Here is a 24,764-nt window from a genome sequence, read left to right on the forward strand (position 1 = left end):
GTATCAGCAGGGAACGCGAGCGGCGAAAGCGCGAACGCATCGCAAGTCAGCGTAACTCCAGCTGAAGGGATTACGATTCCAGCAGCTCCAACTGGATTGACGGCAGCAGCAGGCAATGCTCAAGCAACATTGGGCTGGAGCAGTGTAACAGGAGCCACTTATTACACCGTGAAACGCAGTACTGTGAGCGGGGGCTCATATACGGTAATAGCAAGTAATGTCAGTGAGACAGCTTACACAGACACAGGCTTAACGAACGGAACGACTTATTATTATGTGGTGACAGCAAGTAATACAGCAGGGCAAAGTGCGAATTCGAATCAAGCAAGTGCAGTACCTTCTACAGGGAGGAGTGGAAATCACAGCAAGGGCAGTGGTACGGGTTCAACGGGCACGGATGTCAGTCAACCAGCCGTTCCGACTGATCTAATTAAAGCCAAAGATGGCAAGGTGGATTCCTCCGAGCTTAAGGAAGCATTTAGCGCTTATTCCAAGGTACAGGTAAAATTAGCTGGGGATAAGATAGAGATTCCTGCGGCCAGTCTTACCGAAGCCAGCAAGGAAACGGGCAAGCTGCTGGTTGTTGCGAGTGATAATGCGACCTATACGCTGCCTTTATCCTTATTGAAGCTTGAGGCTTTGGCACAGCAGCTGGGAGTGAGCGTGGATGACATGTCCATCCGATTTACACTTCAGAAACTAAATGGCAGCGATGCAGCTGAAGTTCAAGGCGCTATAGCAGCATTAGGCGGCAAGCAAGCAGCCGATGCCATACATTTTGAAGTGGAAGCAGTTAACAAAGCAGGGCAATCGGTACGCGTTACCTTAGGTTCTACGTATGTATCTAGAGAAATTGCTGTAAATAAGACGATTGATCCCAAGAAAGCGACAGGCGTACGGATTATGCCGGGATCAAATCAGCTTAGATTCGTGCCAACCCTCTTCTTTACGAAGGACGGGATTACAACAGCTACGATTAAACGTAATGGGAACAGTGTGTATACTATAGTAGAAAATAACAAATCCTTCGCTGATCTAGCGAATCACTGGGCCAAGGAAGACATTAAGTTGTTAGCGAATAAGCTCGTCGTTGATGGAGTGAGCGATAACCGTTTCGAAGCGGACCGCCCTATCACGCGGGCGGAATTTGCAGCGCTGCTGGTCCGAGCATTAGCGATGGATCCTGCGGCTGCAAAAGCAAGCTTCAGCGATGTAAAAGACGCTGACTGGTATGCAGAAGCAGTGGCAACAGCTGTGTCCGCAGGCATTATAAGCGGCTATGAGGATGGTGCATTCCGTCCGAATAAAGAAATCACACGTGAGGAACAGGCGGCGATGATTATTCGCGCGATGACTTACGTGGGTGTTGATACAGGGATTACCCAAGCCCAAAGTAAGCTCGGGGATATCCTGGCACCATTCAAGGATGCAGGCAAAATCGTTTGGGCGAAATCGGAGATTGCTGCAGCCATCCAGTCAGGACTGATGAACGGCATGACGACTGACACCTTGGAATCAGGCAGCCATGCCACTCGTGCACAATCGGTCGTATTGTTGAAACGCTTCTTAAGCAAAGTTAACTTTATTAACTAGCAGCTTCATGCTCTCTAGTTAAAAAAACTGCCTGGCTCTCTGTATGTACTTTGAGAGCCCAGGCAGTTTTTTTAGAAATTCTCCCATAGTGGCCGTGAGGCCGTGGACATTATGAACTCTATCATCAATCATGCTTTATCTTTGGGATCAATAGCACTCACTAGCTCTAGCAAGCGGAACGTAGTTCCGCTATTTGCGTATATCCCATCGAATTCATGAAGTCGACGGAACTACGGTGCGTTATTTCGTTTGTAATGACGAGAAATTGCTCTATTTCAAGCAAATAAGTGATCCACGTTCCGTTTCACTCGAATGATATCGTTTACATATTTAAATAGAGCATCTCTCTTCCTCTTCAGCGTTAAGAGTTAAGAGTTAGCCGTTAAGAGTGTGAAGTGCCGCTCAAACGGTGATTGGCAGACGGAGGAACATGGATCTCCATGGATCCGGTTTCTTGACACATTTACAAAACATTTACGCGTGTTTGATCGTAAGATAACATTCGGTTGTTATAGTATGGAAGTAAGAAACAATTGGATAACAAGGGTACGAGATGAGGAGAAAACCCTTTTATGCAGCAGACGGACAGCCTGTTTAGGCGAGTGCAGCCGTTTGATGGATAGAGGGTTTTTTGTGCTGTTGTTCAGGAGGTATAAGTTTTACGGCTTGATGTTTTGTATCAACATGGACAAACGTGGACGGTCCGCTAAGGACAGTTAAGCCGACTATTCTTGTTTACAGGAGGGGCACAGACATTGTCGGATGTGATCGATTTTGAAGGCTATTTTTTTGACTTGGATGGAACGGTTTTGCTGGAAGAACAACTGCTTCCAGGTGTTCTAGAGACTCTTAAGGTGCTGCGTCAAGCAGACAAGAAGATCCTATTCCTCACCAACACGACAACACGAACGAGAAGAGAATGTCAGGTTCGTCTTCAGAAGCTGGGTCTTGAGGTGTATCTGGACGAGATAATTACGGCGGCATTCACCTCGGCGCTTTACTTGCGTGAAAGTCACCATGAGCCAGTCGTGTTAGTAGTAGGAGAGTTGGCGCTGATCCATGAACTGGAGGAGCAAAAGCTTCAGCATACGACGGATCCATTAGCAGCTACCCATGTGCTTGTTGGCATGGACATGAGCTTCAACTACGACAAGCTGCATCAAGCGATGAAAGCTGTGCGCAATGGAGCGACTCTGATAGCAGCTAATCCTGACCCGAATTGTCCAGTGGTCGGCGATCTCATCCCTGACACATGGTCGATGGTAAAAGCGATTGAAACAGCGAGCTGTGTTGCAGCGACAGCGGTAATTGGCAAGCCATCGAAGTACTACGGTACCAAGGTGCTGGAGAGAAGCGGGCTTCCTGGCGAGCGTTGTCTTATGGTTGGTGACAGGCTGGAGACCGACATTTTGTTCGGAGCAAACAATGGTCTTCGTACAGCATTAGTGCTTACAGGGGTCACCTCCGAGAACGATATGAAGCTATCTCCGATTAAACCGGATTATGTATGGTCTTCACTTAATGATTTCGTATTGAGGTATCAAGCAGCCAATTGATGATGTATTTAACCTTGCTTCACACTGCTGTAATAGCTGCTTTACATTTGTCTGTTACAGTGGTAGTGGATAAGCACGCAGTGGAGCAAGCCTGCATACCAAACTATTTTTAAAGGAGAGAATTCCATGCGTTCCCTTACAACCAAAATGATTAGTATCGCTTTATGCTGCACCACACTTGCTGCTTGCGGCAAAACGGCTTCCGTGCCTAATACCGCTTCACCTGCAGCGGCTCCTGCTGAAACCAAGACAGAAGAGAAGGTTGAGCTAACCTTCTATTACCCAATCGCAGTTGGAGGGCCTTTGACGTCTACAATTGAGCTTATGGCCAAAGAATTCACAAGTCAGAATCCTAATATTACGGTGAAGCCTGTCTACACAGGAAGCTATGCAGATACCGCTGTGAAGACGCAAGCTGGAGTACAAAGCAAACAACCCCCTGATGTGGCCGTGTTGCAATCGACAGAGCTATTCAGCTTGCTGGATATGAATGCCGTTATTCCATTGAATGATTTCATTGCCAAAGAAGGCGGAGACAAATACCTTTCTGATTTCTACCCGGCGTTCATGTCTAACTCTCAAACTGGCGGCAATACATACAGTATCCCTTTCCAACGCAGCACTATCGTTCTTTATTATAACAAGGCACTATTCAAGGAAGCGGGTCTCGATCCTGAGAAGGCGCCGCAAACGTGGGCAGAAATGAAGGACTACGCCAAGAAGCTGACTAAGAACGGCACTTGGGGTCTAGAAATCCCTGTAACCGGCTATGGGTACTGGATGCTTCAAACTTTTGCCTTGCAAAATGGTAAAAACCTGATGACTGAGGATGGCAAAAAGGTCATGTTCAACACGCCTGAGAATGTAGAGGGAATGCAATATTGGAGCGACTTGTCCAAGAAGGACAAATCGATGCCTGAGGGAGTTACCGATTGGGGAACCGTGCCTTCCGATTTCTTAGAAGGTAAAACAGCGATGATGTACCATACGACCGGAAACCTATCTAATGTAAAAAAGAATGCCAAATTCGACTTCGGCGTAGGCTTCCTTCCTAAGAATAAAAACTTCGGCAGCCCAACGGGCGGAGGCAATTTCTATATTTTCAAGGATATTGACAAAAAGAAGCAGGAAGCAGCATGGAAGTTTGTGAAGTTCATGACCGAAACGGAACGCGCAGCACAATGGAGTATCGATACCGGCTATGTAGCTGTGAAGAAATCGGCTTATGAAACCGAGCGCATGAAGAAATATGCCGCTGATTTCCCGGCAGCTCTCGTAGCCCGCGATCAGCTACAATATGCATCGGCTGAGCTGTCCACACATAACAACGGTAAAGTTATGAAAACATTGAATGACCAGGTGCAGGCTGTACTGACAGGCACACTGACCCCTGCTGAAGCTTTGCAGAAAGCACAAGAAGAGGCAGATAAAGCTTTGGCTCCATTTAATAAGTAAGATACCAATGAATTGGGGGAGCACCTTGAGGGTATGGCTGAGCTTAGGTAAATGCCATTGAAGCACCCACCCCCGTGTGTGCTCCTGTTCTTCTCTTAACTCAGATGGATACGGTATATAGAATTTAGACACTTATGTAAGAAGGAGGCTCCCCCTTGGGCGTCACAAAATTAAACCTTTGGAAAACGAACGTTTTTGCATGGCTGCTGCTTTTGCCTTCGTTAATCTTTTTGTTCCTGTTCACCTTTTACCCGATTGCCAAGACGATCCGCCTAAGCCTTTACCAAGCTGATTTGGCTACTCAGGTGCCTCTGTTTATAGGTTTGGATAATTATTCGAATCTGTTGGATGACGAGATATTCTGGAAGGTGATGTACAACAATTTCTGGTTTGCGCTGGGAACAGTGCCCACCTCAATTAGTCTTGCTATTCTGATGGCGATTTTCGCTAATAAAGCACTTCGGGGGACTGGCTTGGTACGTACTGCCTTTTTCTACCCTACCATGATACCTATGATTGCTGTTGCCAATATTTGGTTGTTTATTTATACACCGCAATACGGATTGTTGAGCAGAGTAATGAAAAGCTTTAGTGCTGGCGATATCAACTGGCTAGGATCTCCTCAGATGGTTATGTGGGCGATGGTTTTTATGGTGATTTGGAAGGAAGCCGGCTATTTCATGATATTTTATTTGGCTGGGCTGCAAAATATTTCCCCCGATCTATATGAATCGGCTCATGTGGACGGTGTAGGGCGATGGACGGTATTTCGCAAAATCACGTTTCCCCTGCTGATGCCGACTACCTTGTTTGTAACTATTGTGGCGTTGACGAACTCGTTCAAGCTGGTAGATCATTTGATGATTATGACCAAAGGCGGGCCGAACAACGCGAGTAATTTGCTACTCTATTATATTTACGAAACGGCCTTCAGCTTCTGGGATCAGGGCGTGGCCTCCACCTTGACTGTGGTGATGATTGCGGTTCTGCTGCTGTTTGCTGCTTTGAATTTCTTTGGTTTGGATAAAAAAATTCATTATCATTAAGAAAAAGAAAGGCGATTCTTATGCTGCTATCGAAATTGAACATTAGCCGCTGGCTCCTATATATATTCGCTGCATTGTGGCTTGTACCGCTGCTTTGGATGACGGTGACGGCATTCCGTCCCAAGCAGATCGCGCTCTCGCCCTCGTTTTCGATGGAGTTTACACTCCAAAACTTTGCCACTGTATGGTCTGCTGCGCCGTTCACCCAATATTACATCAATACCGTTATTATCGTCGTGTGTATCTTTGGTGTGCAGATGATTACCGCTACGATGGCTGCTTTTGCTTTTGCCCGAGTTAAATTTTATGCCAAAAGCTTAGTATTTCTGTTGTTTCTCGTGCAAATTATGGTTCCGGCGGATGTGCTAATTTTTCCAAACTACACGGTTCTGAAGGAATTGTCGCTGCTCGATACGAAGCTTGGTATTATGATACCTTATTTTGCCTCAGCCTTTGGCATTTTCCTGCTGCGTCAAATGTTCATGACAATCCCGCCGGAGCTGGATGAAGCCGCCATGATAGAGGGCTATTCCAAGTGGCAGATTCTTTGGAGAATTTATTTTCCATTGTCTCGCCCCTCTTATATTGCGTTTGGACTAATCTCGGTCAGTACTCATTGGAACAACTTTTTGTGGCCGCTCATTGTAACGAATTCGGTTGAAAACAGGCCCTTGACCGTGGGACTTGCGATATTCGCCCAATCCTATGAGATTGGCGCTCAATGGACGGAGGTCAGTGCAGCCACACTGTTGGTTATTGCCCCGCTAATGGTCGGATTTCTGCTGTTCCAGCGTCAGTTTATGAACAGCTTCATCCATTCGGGAATTAAATAAATCTAAGAGATCATGAATATGGCTGAAGTTTGAGTTAGCAAGTACTCGTATGGTACTATCTAAATAACCGCTAATTGAATATTTATTGAACACTAGGGGTGCTGTTTAAGCTGAGAGAGACGACCTAAAGTCTTAACCCTTCAATACCTGATCCGGATAATGCCGGCGAAGGGAAGTGGCTGTACTTGCATGGGGTTGTCTATGCAATTAGCCGCTTTCATTCGGAAGCGGTTTATTTGCTATTGTGCGGCTGGGCATACTTTGATGGCTTTTCTATGGAAAAGCTAAGCGGGAAGCTTATGAAGAAAGCTTTTGCTTATGCAAAAACTTTTAGGAGGAGAACATGCTATGAAAGAGCAGTTGGACCTGTTGATCCGGCAAGTCGATGATCGTCAAGATGAGCTGATTGGTCTGTTAGAGCGGTTAATTCAATTCCGTACACCGGCTCCACCTGCCCGTAATACGGAGGAAGCCCAGCAGTTTATCGCATCTTTTTTACAAGATAAGGGCTTTGCAATAGATAAATGGGATGTGTACCCTGGAGATCCTAATGTCGTTGGCGTGTTAAAGGGGCAGGCAGGGGATACCTATAAGAGTCTCATTATCAACGGTCATGTGGATGTAGCAGAGGTTAATGAGGACGAGCCATGGGAGAAGGAACCGTTCACGCCGATAGTAAGAGACGGGGTTATTATCGGGCGCGGCGCTTCGGACATGAAAGGCGGTCTGGCCGGCGCGTTGTTCGCTATTCAACTGCTGCATGAGGCCGGTATCGAGCTCCCGGGGGATCTCACATTTCAATCCGTAATTGGTGAGGAAGTAGGAGAAGCGGGAACGCTGGAATGCTGTAAACGCGGCTATAGTGCAGATTTCGCAGTTGTGGTCGATACGAGTGACTTACATATTCAAGGTCAGGGCGGCGTCATAACCGGTTGGATAACTGTAAAAAGCAAGCAGACCTTCCATGATGCCACCAGAAAAAGTATGATTCATCCGGGAGGCAAGCTGTTCGGCGCGAACGCAATTGAGAAAATGATGAAGGTCATTCAGGGGCTCCAGGAATTGGAAAGGCACTGGGCGGTCATGAAGAGCTACCCGGGGTATGCACCTGGAACCAATACGATCAATCCTGCTGTCATTGAGGGAGGCAGACATGCTGCTTTTATTGCCGATGAATGTCGGTTGTGGATTACCGTCCATTTTTATCCGAATGAAACCTACGAGCAGGTAGCGAAGGAAATCGAAGCGCACATTCTACAGGTGGCTGAAGGTGATATATGGCTGAGAGAGAATCCGCCGCAGTTTGAATGGGGAGGGTCTTCAATGATTGAGGACCGTGGTGAAATCTTTCCTTCTCTGGAAGTAGACGCGAATCATTCCGCTGTGCTTACATTAATGAGCTCGCACGAAAGCGTTGTTCGCGAACAAGCAATTGTCGATGTTTCGCCTACCGTAACGGATGGAGGTTGGTTCGGAGATGCAGGCATCCCTGCGGCCATATATGGTCCAGGGGATTTGCAAAATGCGCATGCGGTCAATGAGCAGGTTTCTATTGAGCAGCTGATCCATTTCACCAAAGTCATCCTGAAGTTTATTTATGAGTGGGGTCATACAAGAAAATAATCATTTGCATTAGTTATAGTTACTATTAGAATTGGAGGAAGCAGCATGAAATTTACCGAACATTTACTGGAAAAGTTCCACCTGGAATGGCGTCAAACCTTTGAGCATCCTTTTGTGCAGGAGCTGGGTAAGGGGACGCTGGATAAGGAGAAATTCCGTTTTTACATGATCCAGGACTACTTATATTTGATTGATTATGCGAAGCTGTTTGCATTAGGGGCGATCAAAGCGAATGATCTTGAAACCATGGGGAGATTTGCTGCGCTTTTGGATTCCACATTGAATGAAGAAATGTCGCTTCACCGTACCTACGCAGCTAAATTCGATATTTCGGAGGAAGAGCTGGAGCAGGCTAAGCCCTCGCCTATCACTTTGGCGTATTCGCATTACATGCTTCATGTAGCACAGAATGGTTCGCTCGCCGACCTGACTGCTGCACTGCTTCCGTGCATGTGGAGCTATTGGGAGATTGGTAAAGAGCTGAACCAAATTCCGGGTTCCGCTGATCATGAATTTTATGGAGAGTGGGTCAGCATGTACAGCTCGGATGAATTCGGCTCCTTGGCACGGTGGTGCATCGGGCTGATGGATCGTTTAGCGGAAGGGAAATCTGAAGCCGAGCTTGCCAAGCTGGAGGAGATTTTTCAGAATACGACACGCTATGAATATATGTTCTGGGATATGTCTTACAATCGCCAAATGTGGCCAGCCCACGTAAAGTAAAGGAGAGCTGCCAATGCCCAACGTATTTTTGATTTCCGACCATCATTTTGGTCATGCCTCTATTATTGATTTTGAATCCAGACCTTTTACCAATGTGGATGAGATGACCGAGACGATGATTGAGAAGTGGAATTCTGTTGTTCGCAAAGAGGATAAAGTATACCATCTGGGCGATTTCTCCTTTTTGAACAAGGATAAGACCGCCAGTATTGTGTCGAAACTCAACGGCTATAAAATATTAATTATGGGCAATCATGACCGGGGAAGAACGAGACGGTGGTGGCTTGAGGCAGGGTTTGATGAAGTGAGCGAGCATCCAATTGTTTATGGAGGTTTCTTCTTCCTATCGCACGAGCCCATGTATATGAACAAGCATATGCCTTATGTTAACATCCATGGTCACATTCACGGTCAAAAATATGAAGGCAATCAATATATCAATGTTTGTGTGGAGCATTGGGATTATACGCCTATCTCCTTTGAAGCTATCAAAGCATTGGTCGTTCCGAATGAGGAGCAGTAACTGTAAGGCCGAACCGTTCCAAGTGGCTCCAAAGCTGTTCTTTTTGTAAAATTTCTATTTGCTTTAAGCCCATAAGATCAAAGTGGGGATATGGAGGACGCTGATGGATATACGCAGGGTTGAGTCCATTAGCGATACACCATTCCGATAAAATATCGAGATGAGAACACCCCACTTTGGTGACGGTTTTAATACCTGGAAAGCGCGGGTCGATCCAATAATGGGTAATAAAAGCAAGCTCTTCCCGCGTCACGGCGTCCTTCCACTGCTGCAGTTCTTTTCTAGTTATTCCGAATGCCACTTTTGCGAACCCCCTTTTATGAACATAGATGTTACTTACTGTAGGTTCGATTATAGCATGAGCTGGATCAAACCTTGAAATTATGGGCTGTATGTAATAAAAAAGAGAAATTTTGGCACCCTAACCCCATTATCTTTGCAGGGGGTATGATGATGCGAAAATTAAGATTAACAATTGGATTTCTATGTAGTGTTGCCTTGCTCTCCGGATGTGCCACACCAAAACCAAAAATTCAACAGCAATCCGTACAGGATGATTCGCAAAGAGTTACAGAACCTGTATCTGACAATAAAATGTCAGATCTTAATGTCATTGAACATGATGCAGAGCTTTATGTGGGGGATTTGGGCGTGGAACAAATGGTTTCGCCTTCAAAGATTAGGACTTTCGAAAAGACAAGCAACAAGAAGAATTATTTACTCGCTCCGAATGGATATCCGTTGGAACAAGCTTTCCCTAATAAGGCTATTTCCCCTATTAAAGACAGCTACGTGGAAAATATAATCGAGACCGCGAAAACTTATTTAGGCACCCCTTATGTGTACGGGGCTGATCGAATGGATCCATCGACCTTCGATTGCTCGAGCTTTACGCGCTGGGTGTATTTATATTCATTAGGCATGGATTTGCCTTGGGATTCAAGGAGTCAAGCTGCCTATGTTACAGCGTTTTCCAAGCGAACCTACAAGGGCTTAAAGGAAGCTCGCCGCGGCGATCTGTTGTTCTTTACTAGATTTAGGGGCAATAAGGCATCCGATTATGCAGGGCTAGATGCTTCTGAAAAGCAAATCACTCATATGGGCATTTATTTGGGTGGGGGGAAGATTATTCATTCGGCTTCCAAGGAAACAGGGGGAGTCAGGATTGACAACATTATGGGAAAACATTTGGAATATCGGTTAGTAATGGGCGGTGGAGTTCTTGATTGAACAAGCACTTGTAACATGATTTAAAGGTATTTCAAATGGGCACAACCTGTTGTTCGAGAAAGCCAATTCCAGGGGATCACGTTGGTGATGCCTTATTTGGCGTTTCTCATCAGTTGAACCTCTTTTTCGAGAAATTTCAACAATGACAACACTTTTCGCGATAAGCTACCTTTTCAGATTAGGTACAAAGCCACTCTTGACATGATACAAAACGTATCTTATATTGAGGTCGAAAGTATACATATTGTACCGGTAAATAGAGGAGAAATGATTCGACAATTACTATTTTATTTGTATGAGAGGACTGAAAATTAAATGGATGCTATGCACGTCCAAAACCGCAGGTGGAAAAAAATGAGCTTATGTCGGAATTTGAGCATCATGATTATGACAGTGATATTTCTACAATACAGCCTTCCATGGGCATCTACTCAAGTATATGCGTCTAATTACTGGGAAAGCCTCGGTACGGGCGTGGAAGGTAGAATTGATGATATCGCGGTTTCCGGCAGCAATGTCTACGTCGGGGGAAGTTTCGTCCCAAGCGGCGAGATACTGACGAAGTTTATTGCCAAGTGGGATGGATCTGCCTGGAGTAGTCTGGGTGGAGGGGTAGATGGAGCGGTTCATTCCATTGCGGTTTCTGGCAGCGACGTTTATGTCGGGGGACAGTTCTTGAATGCTGGAGGAAGTCCAGCAAGCTATATTGCCAAATGGAATGGATCAACCTGGCAAAGCCTAGGCAGTGGTCTGAGCAGCAATCCGAGCAGCAGTGTTGTAGGGACAGTCGATGCTATCGCGGTATCGGGAACCGATGTATACGCCGGTGGAACCTTCACTTCAGCAGGAGGAACTCCGATCAGCTACATCGCGAAATGGAATGGATCAACTTGGCAAAGCTTGGGGAGCGGTCTCAATGGTGAGGTTCGTGCTATCGCTGTATCGGGAACTGATATATATGTAGGGGGATTCTTTACCACTGCGGGCGGCAGTCCGGCCAAATATATTGCTAGATGGGACGGTTCAAGCTGGCATAACGTTGGCTCCGGATTCAATGATGGATTCAATGTTCGTGTGGAAACGATCAAGATATCCGGAACTGATGTATACGTAGCTGGTCATTTTACTGGAGCAGGAGATGTTCAGCTAGGCCACATCGCCAAATGGAACGGATCAGCCTGGCAAAGCCTGGGTACCGGACTAAGTGACACGGTTTATGACATTGCCGTATCTGGAGTGGATGTATATGCCGGCGGGGTCTTCATGAATGCAGGTCCTCGAGAGGTCAGATTTATGGCCAAATGGAGCGGATCAACCTCTTCGTGGGATAGTGTAGGCGGCGGCCTTGGTACGGTTGTGGAGGCGGGATTTGCTTACGCGGTAACCAAATCCGCTACAGGTATTTATGTGGGCGGACAATTCTCTGTAGCAGGCGGCATCCCGGCCAGTTATATTGCTAAATGGGTTACTGGCAGCACTGAGCCGGCCATAACTAAACCGGACCCGCCGACTGGAGTGACCGCGGCTGCAGGCAAAGGTTTGGCAACGGTAAGCTTTATCCCACCAGTTAATAATGGAGGTGGTATCATTAAGGGCTATACGGTCACATCCAGCCCGGGTGGCTTCGTAGCAAGCGGGACAGCGAGTCCGATCACTGTAACAGGACTGACCTACGGTATGGCATATACATTCACAGTGACGGCGGCGAACGAAGCCGGAGCATCTGTGCCATCCGAGCCTTCGAGTCCAGTAACTCCAAGTCCGACGGCAACAGTGCCGGATCCGCCGACAGGGATAAGCGCAGTAGCGGGCAAGCAATCGGCCACAGTAAGCTTCACACCTCCGGTTAACAATGGGGGCAGTGCCATTACGGGCTATACCGTTACATCCGATCCAGGTGGCTTGATAGCGAGCGGAGCTGGCAGTCCCATCACGGTGACGGGGCTGACCTATGGGAAGGCGTACACTTTCACGGTGACAGCGACGAACGAGACGGGGACATCGTTGCCATCAGCGCCCTCAGGCTCTGTGTCTCCTGGAGGTCCGCCGGCAATAGTGCCAGATCCGCCGACGGGGGTAAGCGCAGTAGCAGGTAATCAATCGGCCACAGTGAGCTTTATACCGCCTGTCAACAACGGCAGCAGCACGATAACCCAATATACCGTTACGTCGAATCCGGGCGGGTTCACTGCAAGCGGGGCTGGCAGTCCGATTACGATAACTGGGCTGAATAATGGAGTGTCATACACGTTCACGGTAACGGCAACTAATGGAGCAGGCTTATCTGCACCTTCACCAGCTTCAGCATCCGTCACACCATTCTCGCCGTCAAGGTCGTCATCCAGGTCATCAAGTTCTTCTTCGGCGTCAGTCCCAGGCGCTCCGACTGAAGTAAGCGCGTCAGCAGGAAATGGTTCGGCTATTGTGAGCTTTACGCCACCGGTTAACAATGGAAGCAGCGCCATTACGGGCTATACCGTTACATCCAGTCCAGGTGGCTTGACGGCAAGCGGGGCTGGCAGTCCGATTACGATAACTGGGCTGACCAATGGAACGGCCTACACGTTCACAGTGTCAGCGACTAATGGAGCAGGCATTTCCATCTCGTCAGCCCCAACTGTATCCGTAACACCAATTCTTCCTGTGACTGCAGTGTTGCAGCACAATGCCTATATATCGGGATTTCCTGACGGCACGTTCAGACCGGATAAAAGCGTCTCCCGCGCTGAGCTAGCCACCTTATTGTCACGAGTATTCAGTAAGGAGGAACAAGCAGCAGCAAAAGTGTATACGGATGTCGAGTCCTCGTATTGGGGAAAAGCAGCCATTGACAAAGTGACAAAAATGGGGTTGATGCAAGGGTACGAGAATGGGGCCTTCGGACCGGATAAAAGCGTCTCCCGTACGGAATTAGCTATCATCGTAGCTCGCTTAAACATCCCTAAGGATGAGGTAGGAAAAATGATAGACCGAAATTCAGCTGAAGCTGTAACCCGCGCCGAAGCCGTCACCATCCTTAGTCATCTGCTTGGCAGGCTGCCTCTGTCAGGAGCAGCTCAAAAGTGGAGTGATGTTCCACTGCAGCATGAGAATTACGAGTTCATTCAAGAGGCATCTATCGACCATACCTACGAACATAGGAAGGACGGCAAGGAACAATGGGTTCCTTCATCTTAAATGGATTGGTATTGCCGATTATACAACTGACACAGCGCCTGACATAGCAGAACCTGTCCCACCGTTTAATATATCTTGGACTTTTTAAACAGTTCTCAATAATGTTAAACTGGAGGGGAATGTTTTTCTGAAAAGTAAGGATGGAGCAGTCGAGTGAATTTATACACATTTATATGCCATGAGGATGAGAGAGAGCTGTGCAGCCTGGAGCTGCGTACTCTGTTTGGAACCGAACCGTGTGTCGGTTATATGCAATCGGAGCGGTCTATAGACCCGAGCCGCAGTCCCTTCATCAAGCAGCGGCTCGCTGTGATGTACAGTGGCGGCAGCCTCGAAGAGATCGCGCATCAAGTAGAGGCGCTGGAGCTTGAAGCTTCGACGTTCAAGGTTGTTTACGTCGAAGCTGAGGGCGCTGCTGCCTATGATGAGCAGCGGGCAATTGAGCGGCAGCTTGGCGCGCGTATTCGCGGCAAGGCCGAGATGCGCAAGCCGCAGCGCCTGCTCGGCGTGGCTTACGCGGAGGGCCGCTGGCTGTTCGGCGATTGCCGCAGCAGCGAAGCCGTATGGCTGCGGCATAATGCCAAGCCGCAGCATTATTCCACCGCGCTAAGCACACGAGTAGCCCGCGCAGTGGCGAATATCGCCGTGCCGCAGCCGGCGGGTGTGAAGGCAATCGATCCCTGCTGCGGCATCGGGACCGTATTAATTGAGGCACTATCGATGGGCATCGATATTATCGGTCGCGACATCAACCCGCTGGCGGTGCGCGGCGCGCGGGCCAATTTATTGCATTACGGATTTGCGGATACTGTGGCAATCGGAGACATCAGAGAGTTAAATGGCAGCTATGATGTGGCGATTGTTGATCTGCCGTATAATCTTTGCTCCAAGCTTTCGCAGGAGGAGCAGCTGGCAATGCTCCAAGGCGCGCACCGATTAGCACGCAGAGTGGTGATCATCGCGACGGATACCATCGATTTAGCCATTCAAGAGGTCGGTTTTACCATAGTTGACCGGTGTGTCGTTAAGAAAGGGAGCTTTTCGCGTCATATTCTCGTGTGCTCTTAGCTTAGTAAGCCTTCTGCTTGCAAATAACCGCTTTCGTTCAGCCATTGGCTGGTTCGACAGCGGTTGTTTACATTTAACCTGCTCCTACGAATCTTTGCGTAGTAGGTTAGCTATCATCCGAATAGGTTATAGTACCCTATGAGAAAAATTCATAGAGTCGAGTATAGTGCGATATGGACAAGCATATACTGCTAACAACTGCATATGTTAACGGACTATATTACCAATTTGGATGGGAGGTTTTATTAATGAAACAGTCCTTGCAACGCTTGTTGAATACGGTTTCACTTCTCGGTGTACTTGTGGTGAATTGGCTTGCAGATGCGCTGCCTATCAACGGATTAACTACTGGACAAATATCGGCCATGTATCCTGTGCAAATTACGCCCGCGCCTTATGCCTTTTCGATTTGGGGGCTTATTTATGCCCTGCTTATCGGCTTCGTCATTGTTCAATGGCTGCCAAAAGTACGGGAACGCGCAGAGGTGAAGCGCATTGGACCCTGGTTTATGGTTAGCTGTCTGTTCAACGTGGGCTGGATTCTAGTATGGCATTATTTATATATCCATGCTTCGGTGTTTGTGATGCTGGGTCTTTTACTTTCATTAATAGCGGTCTACTTATGTACAAGACAGCTTGGATGGTCATCGGAGCCGTTGATTCTATGGTTGGTACAAGTTCCATTCAGCATTTATCTGGGTTGGATTTCCGTTGCAGCTATTGTAAATGCTGCAGCAGCTCTTAATGCAGCACATTGGGATGGGTTTGGCATGTCAGGTACGGTATGGACTGTGTTTTTAATACTTTTAGCGTCAATTATTACCCTTGCTGTGGGCTGGCTTTATGATGATCCAGCTTATGTTCTAGTACCTGTATGGGCGTTTATTGCCATAGGAGTGGCGAATCATGGAAACACGGCGATTGTTTATATGGGAGGGACTGCGGCAATTCTATTGTTTGTTTTTGCTCTCTGTCTATTAGCAGGTAGAAAGCTTCAATGGCGCCGCTCCGCGGTTGTGGGGTAAAAAGGAAAAGAATACGATGAAACTAGAAATAATTAGCGTGCTTTGTTGACCTGAGAAGCTTCTGTCTTTTCAGCATGGATAATGTGGTATTGTTTGAAGGCCGTGTCCCTGGAGGAGCGGTCTTTTTAAATTTATATGTTGGATTTGGGGAGAGGAGCGAAGCGTATCCCTTATTTAATAAGTAGGAGCAGCCGTTAATCCTTAGCTGGAAAAAAGGATAACCACGCTGCCTGTGGAATACCATAAGTTATTATGATGCGAATAGTAAAAACGCTTCTCTTTAACTTTTATAAATATATTTTACAGTTTTGAGGTGTTGAGCATGCCAGATTGGTCTTATCAAACTTTGTTTCGTCCTATCTTGTTTCAATTGCCGTCTAAGCTTGCACGTGATTTCACGTTGAACGCGATGGGAACCTTGAGCCGGCTTCCTAGTGGGAGCTTTGTGATTCGGACGTTGGGACATATGGAAACCGAGCCGATCCTGGAAACAAAGCTGGCAGGGGTCTCACTGAAATATCCTGTCGGGTTATCAGGAGGCTTAGATACCCGCGGTACGGCGCATAGAGCATTAGCGCAGTTTGGGTTCGGTTTTATAGAGATTGGACCGATTACTATAGAACAATCAGTTTCAGACCAACAAATCCTGCGGGATGTAGATAAGGAAGCTATCCTATACCCCGAGGATGGCGTTAATGAAGGGCTGGACCAAACCATACGAGCGATGCAAAAGCATCAAGGTCATTCACTCCCGTTGATGTTTCGTATAAGAAGTGCCCCCGGACTTCTGCTGGAGGAAGCCCTAGAGGAGCAGAGGCTGCTGATGGAGAAGCTCTCGCCCTATGCTTCCGCATTTTATATTGAGCTTCACAGCAGCACTAATGGAGCGGTAGAGCAAACAGCCTCGTATTTAGAGGCGGTTCTGAAGACCGGACAGTCGCTTCCAGATCCGAAGCCGATGCTTCTGTATATCCCGCTCGATTACCCCAATGGGGAACTACAGCAGTTGTTGAATGTGCTTCCCATAAATAGGTGGAGCGGGATCGTCATAGGGGATATGCGAAAAACGGCAGAAGGGTATGTGACTGGAAAAGAGAGCAAACCGCTATGCATGGATAAGGTGGCTCTCATACGCCGATTATGTGGTCAACCTATGCCTGTTATTGCAACCGGAGGTGTTCATGAGCCTCAGGATGCGCTTGATCTAAGGCAAGCCGGAGCCACTTATGTTCAGCTGCACAGTGGATTGGTGTATGCAGGTCCGGGGCTTCCCAAACGGATTAATGAAGCTGTGATATATGAACAGATCCGATATACCAAGCCGCCAGATAATCCATCCTTCTGGTTCAACTGGGGATGGATGTGCCTGCTGGGAATCGGTATGATAATTGGCGGATTACTAGCCTGGATCATTGCAGCGACGAGCGTCGTCCTTCCTTATGACGTTTCTTTTCTTGGCATGGGTGCAGCCGCATTGGAAGAGGCCAATCCATTCGTGCTTCAATTCATGTCCCATGATCGGGTTACTTTAGCAGGAACGATGATATCTATCGGTGTCATGTACTTTCAGTTATCGCGGTATGGTCTTCGCAAGGGTATCCATTGGGCTAAAACAGCGCTAATGACCCCTTGCTTGGTCGGGTTCAGCAGTTTTTTTCTATATTTGGGCTATGGTTACTTTGATCCGCTTCACGCACTGGCTGCGGCTATTCTACTACCTATGTTTATACTGTCAATGCGAAGAAATGTGGATCTGCCCTCCTATGATCCCCCGAATGTGTTGAATGATCGGCTTTGGAAGCAAGCCCAATGGGGACAGCTGATGTTTGTTGTGCTGGGCTTCTCGCTGGCTATCGGAGGTGTAGTTATTGCCATCGTTGGGATAACGAAGGTGTTTGTCCCGCAGGATCTAGCATATTTATGTGCATCACCAGAAATGCTGCAAGCGATCAATGAAAGGCTGCTGCCTCTTATTGCACATGACAGGGCAGGCTTCGGCGGAGCCTTATTTTCTAGCGCGTTATCTATATTAACTGCGGCGCTATGGGGAGTAAACCAAGGCAGGCGCTGGTTGTGGTGGACCTTCTTGATCGGAGGCATGCCCGGCTTTATTGCAGGCTTCAGTGTACATTGGCATATTAACTACACGGATTTCATTCATCTGTTCCCTGCTTATTTTGCCTTTCTTGTCTATGTAATCGGCTTGATTCTACTCTATCCATATTTGATGTATCAACAAAAGCGCAGGGATATCACAGGCGAAAATTAGCTAAAGCAATATTTAATAGGCCGACTGACCATAATCAAGCTGAAAAAAAGCATCCTTCTACAGTGGTAAGAGAGTGTGACCAAATCTCGAACCAGAAAAGGGTGTTTTTTGTTTTATTTTGGACATGATCAAAGCAGATCTTGACAATGATAATGATAACCATTATCATTTAATGTGTAAGCAATATTTGCGAGCAAGTATACATATCAAGCTAATGATACTGGTTTGCCGGAAAATGCTTACGATGCTGGTTTTGCTGAAGCGAAACCCTTAGGAGGAATGTACATGCCGGCGATTTTGGTAGTAGGGGCCGATCATTTAGGAAATATGCCAGAGCAATTAGCCAATATAGGCTTTGATGAGGTCATGCATATGTCAGGACGCAAATGTCAGATGGTTCGTAAAGGAATTCCCGACCGGATCAATGCCGTGCTGGTGCTGACCGACTATATCAATCACAACTTGACTAAGGTAATTAAACAACAAGCGAAGGAACAGGATGTTCCGATATACTATGCTAAAAGATCCTGGTGCTCGGTTCAAAAGGCTTTATGCTCCTGCACTATGGAATGTGAGTTAGCTAAAAATACTAAACACTAATTTTTGCTCTCCAATCATGTCCAAGCAGTAGCCTCAGACCCTAGAATATGGGCTGTACGGTCTGTCTGGACATGGGAAACAGGTATGCGTATGCTATTTATAACGCTCTCGAATCCTGGGCGTTCGTTGTATTGCTGTATGACGATGGTCGATTCCCGTTAGCAATGAAGTGATTATAGGCATGCCTAAGCCATCACACCAATGGCTACCTCCTCCATAAAATCCCTCATTAAAGTTTACTTTTAGATCTTGTCCACTGATTTCTCCCTGTCAGCTCTACATCTTAATTCCCCCAAGGTTGGCTCATTATCTCAAGAGCAATTTATTTCTGCATAAATGATTGAGAGCGGTATTGAAGGGGCGAAAATCCGGTAATTTTTTTAAACAATCTGCAAAAATACGAGAAATTAGGAATTCCCACACTAACTCCAACTTGTTCGATTGGGGTTGTTTCGGTGTTCAACAGCCAGCAGGCTTGACGGATTCGTCGGGACATGATGTAGTCGGTAATACTGCTGCCTGTTTCAGAGCTGAATAGATGAGAGACATGGTGCTTGGATAAATGCAGCTCATTAGCCAAAATTTCAAGAACAAACGGAGCTGTATAATTCATTTCAATCCATTGCATGATTTTCTCAGAGTGACGTTCAGAACGGATGGGAGCGTTCTCTGTAAGTGCAGTTTCGTGCCATAATCTGCGGATACGGTCTAATATTTGGATGGTCATCAGCGATGCTGCCTCGTAATATTCTGTGTCTGATTGGCTCAAGTGTTTGTCGAAGAAGTGACTAAGAATTTGCAGAATAAACGCATCGTCGGATTCATTTGTAGTAATCACTTGATTAGTAAGAGTCCCTTTCCATAAATGCTCAAAAAATCGGTTTACGGCAGGGAACATTTTTATATAGGCTACTAAGGCCGTAGGTTCAAATTTTAGTAAGGAGCGTTCATAGGGAGAATCTTTGCTAACTTCAAAATGCACCCGATGCAGCTGGAACGGCTGAAGGCACAGTATGCTTCCTGCTTCCAGAGTATACATCTTTTGATTTAATACTGCATGGCCCCGGCCGCGGTGAACGATCAGCAACTCGATGCCCTGATGGTAATGATAGAAACTTTTGTACTCCTCGCAGTAATTTTTATATTGAAGATAAAACGGGTTTTTATCCAGTTGAAATTGTGCCAACAGCAATGTAACCGCATCCTCTCCAAAAGTTATAAAAACATCGCAATACAGTACTATTTTGACACAATCAAATATAACTGTACATCATAAAAATTTGTTATTCTATGAATAACGCCACTCGAATTAGTAATTGTATTCCTATCCATTAGCACCATGTTGTGAAAGGACAGGATGAGGCGAGCCGCGTTCACAATGATGTGATTATCCAAAAGGAGACGGATCGTATGACGACGACGGTACAAGATTTAGTAACGGATGCTGAGTACACTCGTATTTTGGATGGAGTTAACGATTTACTGAAGGAGACCTATCAAATTCCCGACAGCAAATCGGCCTGGGTATTAGATCAAAGTCATGGCAGGGTTGATGATTATTTATTCGACTATTCTTCCTATGTAGCCTTAGTTAAGGATACGCGCAGCTATATAATGGATACATTCGAAAATCAGTTTGAACAGAAGGTTAAAAAGGAACAAGAACAGACCGACCGGATGATTAATGATGCAGCTGCGTGGCTTGCCTATGAATGCGTCAAATGTTATTTTGAAAAGCGTTTGTGGAGATAACTATGGATGTGCCTGGACAGTAAAAATAACCCCCTCATTCCACATTGGGATAGGAGAGGTTATTTTTCTTGTTTATTTAGGTAAGGGTATGCTTGCTTCTGCAAGCTTCTCCATGCTTCTGTTAAATGCGGTGATAGTCAATGGCAGAGAGGGATCGAGCTTGGAAAAGTCGAGCTCAATCTCCCAAGGCAGCTCATAGGTTATGCCCAATTGCTTCCCATCCTGATAATATACGATGGCAAACGGATGTTTGCTCTGGGGAAAGGATACATGGGTGAACAGCTTATGCTTACCCTGCAGCTTCGAGGCCTGGGACCAAGGAATGTATGTCGAATTCTCATGGGTACGAGCACCTTCTTCAACGCGGCTTAAGAATAGATCGTGTTGAATGGATCGCCTGTAGAGTAGGTCTGCGAACGGATTTTCACCGAGATCATAAACCGCATCCATCTTGCTGCGAATGGCTCGTTCCTTGCCGAAGTTAAAATAAGTGATAGCTTTTACCCGAGGGTACATCCGGGCTAAATAACCATATAGGTCCCCAAGCTGTCCCTCTGCCCAACGCTCATAGCTTTGGTTAGTCGTCAAATTATAATGCGAGACGGCTCCCTCCGAGATCATGATCGGTTTACCAGGAAATTTGCCGCTTAACGGTTGAAATGATTGGAGAAATCCGCTCTTATCCCCGATTTTATCCTCAGGACCGCCAACCGCATAGAGCGAGTAGCCAATCCAATCGACATACTCGTCTCCAGGATAATAGTCATCGATATTGTTCATAGGCATGAAATTAGGTGACCAAACCATTACGACATTCGGTGCTTCTTCTTTCATAATCTTGTGGATGAGGCGGAACTTCTCTATATATTTCTTTGGATCGCCATGCCAGGGCACCCACGCTCCATTCATTTCTGAAGCGTAGCGAAGAAACACGGGAATACCGGATGCCTTGGCCTCGCGAGCGAAAGTTCGCACGTATTCGTCATCTTGCACATCATCCAGCCCATATCGAGGCTCCCAACCAATTTGTAATGCGCCACCCAAAGCTTTTACCGTTTCTGCTGTCTTTATTGGGAAGTAGGATGTAGGGTTGGTTTGAACCTTCCGCCAGCCTACATAGGATAAGTAAATGGCGTGCTTGCGTCCGTAGACGGATTCGATGTTGTTCATATTAAATCCAACCCGTTTATCTGCCCCAAGCATACCTAAGTAAACACCGGACTGTGGTTCGAATTTGGCTAGTGTAGCGGATGCTGCTGAGGGTACGCTAACGTAAGGCTCTAGAGTAACCGTTTGCAGTTCGGCAGTAGTTGGCTCGAAAGCTGCCGACACAGATACAGAGGAATCATGAGCCAAGTATTGCTTGCTTAGGTCTTCCGCCGCATTGGCTTGTTCCAGTTCATTGACGCTTCTATAGTAGGCAGCTTTCCGGCTGACCAAATCTGCCGCTGCACGCCATTCGCTTTTACTCACGGTATCGGCCAGCTGTTGGTCCCACCAAGCTAATGTTTGATTAACGGGACTTATCGGAACGGGCTCAGCTTCAACCAGCGGATTAATCAATGGAACCGAGTTTCTATTTAGATGGAACTGTACAACATACACAATATAAACAACAAACAACGAGGCAACTAGCAGTGAGATTTTCCTCATTCGTACAATCCTCCGGCCGATGATAGTTTCCTCACCATTATACCGTATAAAATAAGCGGCGAATGTAGAAATATGAGGAAATTATCAAGTTCTGTTAGAAGAACGTTCTGCACGAATAAAGGCTATAAACTTTCTGGCATCCTCATGGGTTAATTCGCGACCTTCTAATGTAAGAGTAAATTCTTCTAAGATGTGATCGTCCGAAAATGCTAAGTGTTTCACAAATGTTTGGATATCTTTATTATTGAGCATGAAAATCCCCCTTGTTCCGATCCTTTTCATAGTTTAAGTTGACCTCCTGTTGCATAAAGTCTGCTAAAAGAAGTTTAATTATTGATACTTTTTGTATCAAAATTTCAAGTGTTAATAGGTTTTAATAAACAATAGATACTCTTTGTATCAATATATTCTCGCATGAAATTACATGAATATCAATCATTTTTAGTAAAACTATCATTTTTTCAAATGAAGGATGCTGCTTTCTACTGGAATATAAATACACGAATTTGAGAAGATAATTGCATCGAAATTACGCCAAAGTTTCCACAATTCTCGTTTGCCCATGTTCAGGATACTACGGGACATGCTATGGAGGCTTGGAACGCATGGGAATCGCGTGGTTACAAATAAAACCAAATAACAGGGTGGTTAGAAACTAATATGATCTGCCACTAGTTGGAGGATTTACCGCTAATCCTGCGGGAGTTCGTGACATGGCTTAAAATTAAGACCCACAGCGGGTTGCTGTGGGTCTTGTCTTAATTGTTCTTTTATTTGTTCTTTTATCCAAAGGAATGTGGCTGATAAATGCTGTGACTAAATTAACCCATGGATCGTTCCGCTCGGATAAATGCAATGAAACGTCTCGCTTCTTCTATTGTTAATGCTTTACCGTCAATAGTTAAATTAAATTTCTTTAATATTTCTTGATCGGATAACTCAAGGCTGTCCGTGAACTCACTAGTTTCTAGATACTCAGATGCTTTGGGATCCTTGGTTCGACTCAATAAATAATCAACAGATACGTTGAAGAAGTTGGCTATCTTTTGTGTAGTTCCATGATCAGGTTCCCTGCGGTTATTTTCGTAATGGGAAAGCGAGGCGCGGGTAATTTCTAATTTGCGCGCAAGTTCTTCCTGAGTAAGCCGTTTTTCATTACGAAGCTCGACGATTCGATTACCGAAGTTCACGTTGTACCTCCTAACCTAATAAGTGCGTGTTCAAAAAGTTAACTTTTCAGCACCGAGAAGGTTGCAATATTATCGATTATACATCAGTCCTTACAATGTAATCAATAAACTTGGAGCGCAATGGGGGAATTATGTCGATATAGAAACTATTACTTTTGTGGAAGCTTGACGAAATCCGTACTCTACCAATTGGTTTAAGAGATAAAGTTGCTGATGTGGAGAATGATTCATATAAAAAGTGTCTAAGAAATCGACAAGAAGTTGGCTCTACGTAAGGGAATTTGAATAACAAGCAGGGATTTTTCCGAATGAACTGTTTAACTATTTTTTTTGGAAATAGTTAGGGTTTCGACAAAAATAATGGGCATTAATTTCAAAACAATACCATCAAGTGACACTTTTTTTTATATGCGTTCGTTATAATAGTGTCTAAAAGATTCTTACCATTAAGGAATTCAAAGATGGAGAGTGGAGATAACAATGGAACGGACAAAGACGAGTCTTGATATCCGCTTAATTCTGAAGCAGCTTAATATTCCAATTGAAAAATATGAGCAGTGGAACCATATGGACAACAACAGTAAGTCAGAGCCGCTTCCATTACAATACCCCGATGCTTGGAATTCTGCTGAGTCCACTCTTCGCCGGCAGAAAGCTTAAGTTATTAGCCGCTGCCTCATGCAAAACAAACACATATTGTGCGTGTTTAAAAAGTCCGCTTTCAGAACCGAGAAGATTGGACGAAAGTCGAGGAAGGAGGAACGGAGCGTAGGTAATACCTACGGAGTATCGGACTTCCCGGGTTTGTTCAATATTCGATGCCGATCAGCTGCTTGCTATAATTCGTTATAAGAAAACCTCAAACGTTGTAAAGCCATGGGTGGGCGACCGCGTTTTAAATGTTGGTTTTCTTGTGACAAAGAATAAACTTCAGCTTTGCTGAATAGGGTATTCTTTGTCGTTCAAAGTGTACTTTTTAAACATCCTCATAAACCGAGTTGTCCTCTCATAGCATCATAGTGTTATAGACAAAGCTTTGCCTTGAATGATATGATTGCACTGGACAACTCAATATTTTTTTAGAAGAGGTGCTGTAAGTAGAGAGTTTTCTACTTCAGCTTAATAGGGAAGCCGGTTTAAATCCGGCACGGACCCGCCACTGTAATGAACACCGATTCACTTTGAGTCGGTACATGTTCCGATAATGTTGCCACTGGAGCCCATAGGGCCAATAATCCGGGAAGGTAGTCGGAGGATGCTGTTCTAAGTCAGGAAACCTGCCTGCTTTGAAAACACTGTTGACCTACGAGGATTTGGGGAGGTGTTAGAAATCCGCTTACCTTTTATAAATAAGACACTGTTATCGTCTAGTGTTTCTTATGGTCTGCGATGCCCAAGCATTTCTAACACATATGTTGGAAATGCTTTTTTTGTCGTTCATACAAATT

The 24,764-nt window shown here is 45.8% G+C and carries 21 protein-coding genes and 2 riboswitches; of the genes, 16 read left to right on the forward strand and 5 right to left on the reverse strand.

The genetic code is table 11. The features are described 5' to 3' along the window. From GC093_RS25305 to GC093_RS25340, 8 genes are all read left to right on the forward strand, one after another. On the forward strand, positions 1 to 1,593 hold a 1,593-nt coding region (locus GC093_RS25305), incomplete at its 5' end, for an S-layer homology domain-containing protein (protein ID WP_171654699.1). Between the two features lie 764 nt (positions 1,594 to 2,357). After that, positions 2,358 to 3,149, forward strand: coding sequence for an HAD-IIA family hydrolase (locus tag GC093_RS25310; RefSeq protein WP_312886609.1), 792 nt, complete (start codon positions 2,358 to 2,360; stop codon positions 3,147 to 3,149). A 126-nt stretch (positions 3,150 to 3,275) separates the two neighbouring features. After that, the gene (locus GC093_RS25315; RefSeq protein ID WP_171654701.1) at positions 3,276 to 4,604 is read left to right on the forward strand and encodes an ABC transporter substrate-binding protein; all 1,329 of its coding nucleotides are present in this window, start codon (positions 3,276 to 3,278) and stop codon (positions 4,602 to 4,604) included. Between the two features lie 155 nt (positions 4,605 to 4,759). After that, a complete protein-coding gene (locus tag GC093_RS25320) occupies positions 4,760 to 5,650 on the forward strand; it encodes a carbohydrate ABC transporter permease (protein WP_171654702.1) in 891 nt (296 codons plus the stop codon). Between the two features lie 20 nt (positions 5,651 to 5,670). Next, complete coding sequence (locus tag GC093_RS25325; RefSeq protein WP_171654703.1) at positions 5,671 to 6,483, forward strand: carbohydrate ABC transporter permease; 813 nt, start codon at positions 5,671 to 5,673, stop codon at positions 6,481 to 6,483. Between the two features lie 84 nt (positions 6,484 to 6,567). Then, positions 6,568 to 6,674: riboswitch (TPP riboswitch) on the forward strand. 157 nt (positions 6,675 to 6,831) lie between these two features. Further along, positions 6,832 to 8,106 (forward strand): acetylornithine deacetylase, encoded by a 1,275-nt coding sequence (locus GC093_RS25330; protein ID WP_171654704.1) that lies wholly within the window; start codon positions 6,832 to 6,834, stop codon positions 8,104 to 8,106. 45 nt (positions 8,107 to 8,151) lie between these two features. Further along, the gene (gene tenA / locus GC093_RS25335) at positions 8,152 to 8,829 is read left to right on the forward strand and encodes a thiaminase II (RefSeq protein WP_171654705.1); all 678 of its coding nucleotides are present in this window, start codon (positions 8,152 to 8,154) and stop codon (positions 8,827 to 8,829) included. A 13-nt stretch (positions 8,830 to 8,842) separates the two neighbouring features. Beyond that, the gene (locus GC093_RS25340; protein WP_171654706.1) at positions 8,843 to 9,352 is read left to right on the forward strand and encodes a metallophosphoesterase; all 510 of its coding nucleotides are present in this window, start codon (positions 8,843 to 8,845) and stop codon (positions 9,350 to 9,352) included. Here GC093_RS25340 and GC093_RS25345 read toward each other — a convergent pair. Further along, the gene (locus GC093_RS25345; protein WP_171654707.1) at positions 9,318 to 9,653 is read right to left on the reverse strand and encodes a hypothetical protein; all 336 of its coding nucleotides are present in this window, start codon (positions 9,651 to 9,653) and stop codon (positions 9,318 to 9,320) included. The genes GC093_RS25340 and GC093_RS25345 overlap by 35 nt on opposite strands. 152 nt (positions 9,654 to 9,805) lie before the next feature. On the opposite strand from GC093_RS25345, the gene GC093_RS25350 reads away from it, so the two are divergent. From GC093_RS25350 to GC093_RS25375, 6 genes are all read left to right on the forward strand, one after another. Then, positions 9,806 to 10,582: a C40 family peptidase gene (locus GC093_RS25350; protein ID WP_171654708.1), complete on the forward strand. Its 777-nt coding sequence runs from the start codon at positions 9,806 to 9,808 to the stop codon at positions 10,580 to 10,582. A 354-nt stretch (positions 10,583 to 10,936) separates the two neighbouring features. Continuing rightward, positions 10,937 to 13,759: a fibronectin type III domain-containing protein gene (locus GC093_RS25355; protein WP_171654709.1), complete on the forward strand. Its 2,823-nt coding sequence runs from the start codon at positions 10,937 to 10,939 to the stop codon at positions 13,757 to 13,759. Between the two features lie 153 nt (positions 13,760 to 13,912). Further along, positions 13,913 to 14,827, forward strand: a complete 915-nt coding sequence (locus tag GC093_RS25360; RefSeq protein WP_312886608.1) for a TRM11 family SAM-dependent methyltransferase — start codon at positions 13,913 to 13,915, stop codon at positions 14,825 to 14,827. A gap of 248 nt (positions 14,828 to 15,075) precedes the next feature. Beyond that, positions 15,076 to 15,852, forward strand: coding sequence for a TspO-related membrane protein (locus GC093_RS25365; RefSeq protein ID WP_171654710.1), 777 nt, complete (start codon positions 15,076 to 15,078; stop codon positions 15,850 to 15,852). Positions 15,853 to 16,174: 322 nt separating this feature from the next. After that, a complete protein-coding gene (locus GC093_RS25370) occupies positions 16,175 to 18,121 on the forward strand; it encodes a dihydroorotate dehydrogenase (RefSeq protein ID WP_171654711.1) in 1,947 nt (648 codons plus the stop codon). A gap of 285 nt (positions 18,122 to 18,406) precedes the next feature. Next, positions 18,407 to 18,721, forward strand: a complete 315-nt coding sequence (locus tag GC093_RS25375) for a DUF2325 domain-containing protein (protein WP_171654712.1) — start codon at positions 18,407 to 18,409, stop codon at positions 18,719 to 18,721. A gap of 322 nt (positions 18,722 to 19,043) precedes the next feature. Here GC093_RS25375 and GC093_RS25380 read toward each other — a convergent pair whose 3' ends face one another. Next, the gene (locus tag GC093_RS25380) at positions 19,044 to 19,907 is read right to left on the reverse strand and encodes an AraC family transcriptional regulator (RefSeq protein WP_216624804.1); all 864 of its coding nucleotides are present in this window, start codon (positions 19,905 to 19,907) and stop codon (positions 19,044 to 19,046) included. Positions 19,908 to 20,065: 158 nt separating this feature from the next. On the opposite strand from GC093_RS25380, the gene GC093_RS25385 reads away from it, so the two are divergent. Then, positions 20,066 to 20,473: a hypothetical protein gene (locus GC093_RS25385; protein ID WP_171654714.1), complete on the forward strand. Its 408-nt coding sequence runs from the start codon at positions 20,066 to 20,068 to the stop codon at positions 20,471 to 20,473. Positions 20,474 to 20,545: 72 nt separating this feature from the next. On the opposite strand, the gene GC093_RS25390 is transcribed toward GC093_RS25385, so the two are convergent. From GC093_RS25390 to GC093_RS25400, 3 genes are all read right to left on the reverse strand, one after another. Continuing rightward, complete coding sequence (locus GC093_RS25390; RefSeq protein WP_171654715.1) at positions 20,546 to 22,126, reverse strand: glycoside hydrolase family 26 protein; 1,581 nt, start codon at positions 22,124 to 22,126, stop codon at positions 20,546 to 20,548. An 84-nt stretch (positions 22,127 to 22,210) separates the two neighbouring features. Next, positions 22,211 to 22,408 carry a hypothetical protein gene (locus tag GC093_RS25395; protein ID WP_171654716.1) on the reverse strand — a complete coding sequence of 66 codons (198 nt, stop codon included), beginning with the start codon at positions 22,406 to 22,408 and terminating at the stop codon, positions 22,211 to 22,213. A gap of 539 nt (positions 22,409 to 22,947) precedes the next feature. Continuing rightward, complete coding sequence (locus tag GC093_RS25400; protein ID WP_171654717.1) at positions 22,948 to 23,316, reverse strand: helix-turn-helix domain-containing protein; 369 nt, start codon at positions 23,314 to 23,316, stop codon at positions 22,948 to 22,950. Between the two features lie 480 nt (positions 23,317 to 23,796). On the opposite strand from GC093_RS25400, the gene GC093_RS25405 reads away from it, so the two are divergent. Next, complete coding sequence (locus GC093_RS25405) at positions 23,797 to 23,976, forward strand: hypothetical protein (RefSeq protein WP_171654718.1); 180 nt, start codon at positions 23,797 to 23,799, stop codon at positions 23,974 to 23,976. 409 nt (positions 23,977 to 24,385) lie between these two features. Continuing rightward, a riboswitch (cobalamin riboswitch) is annotated at positions 24,386 to 24,615 on the forward strand. Positions 24,616 to 24,764 lie beyond the last annotated feature (149 nt).

The organism is Paenibacillus foliorum, from assembly GCF_013141765.1.
Lineage (GTDB): Bacteria > Bacillota > Bacilli > Paenibacillales > NBRC-103111 > Paenibacillus_S > Paenibacillus_S foliorum.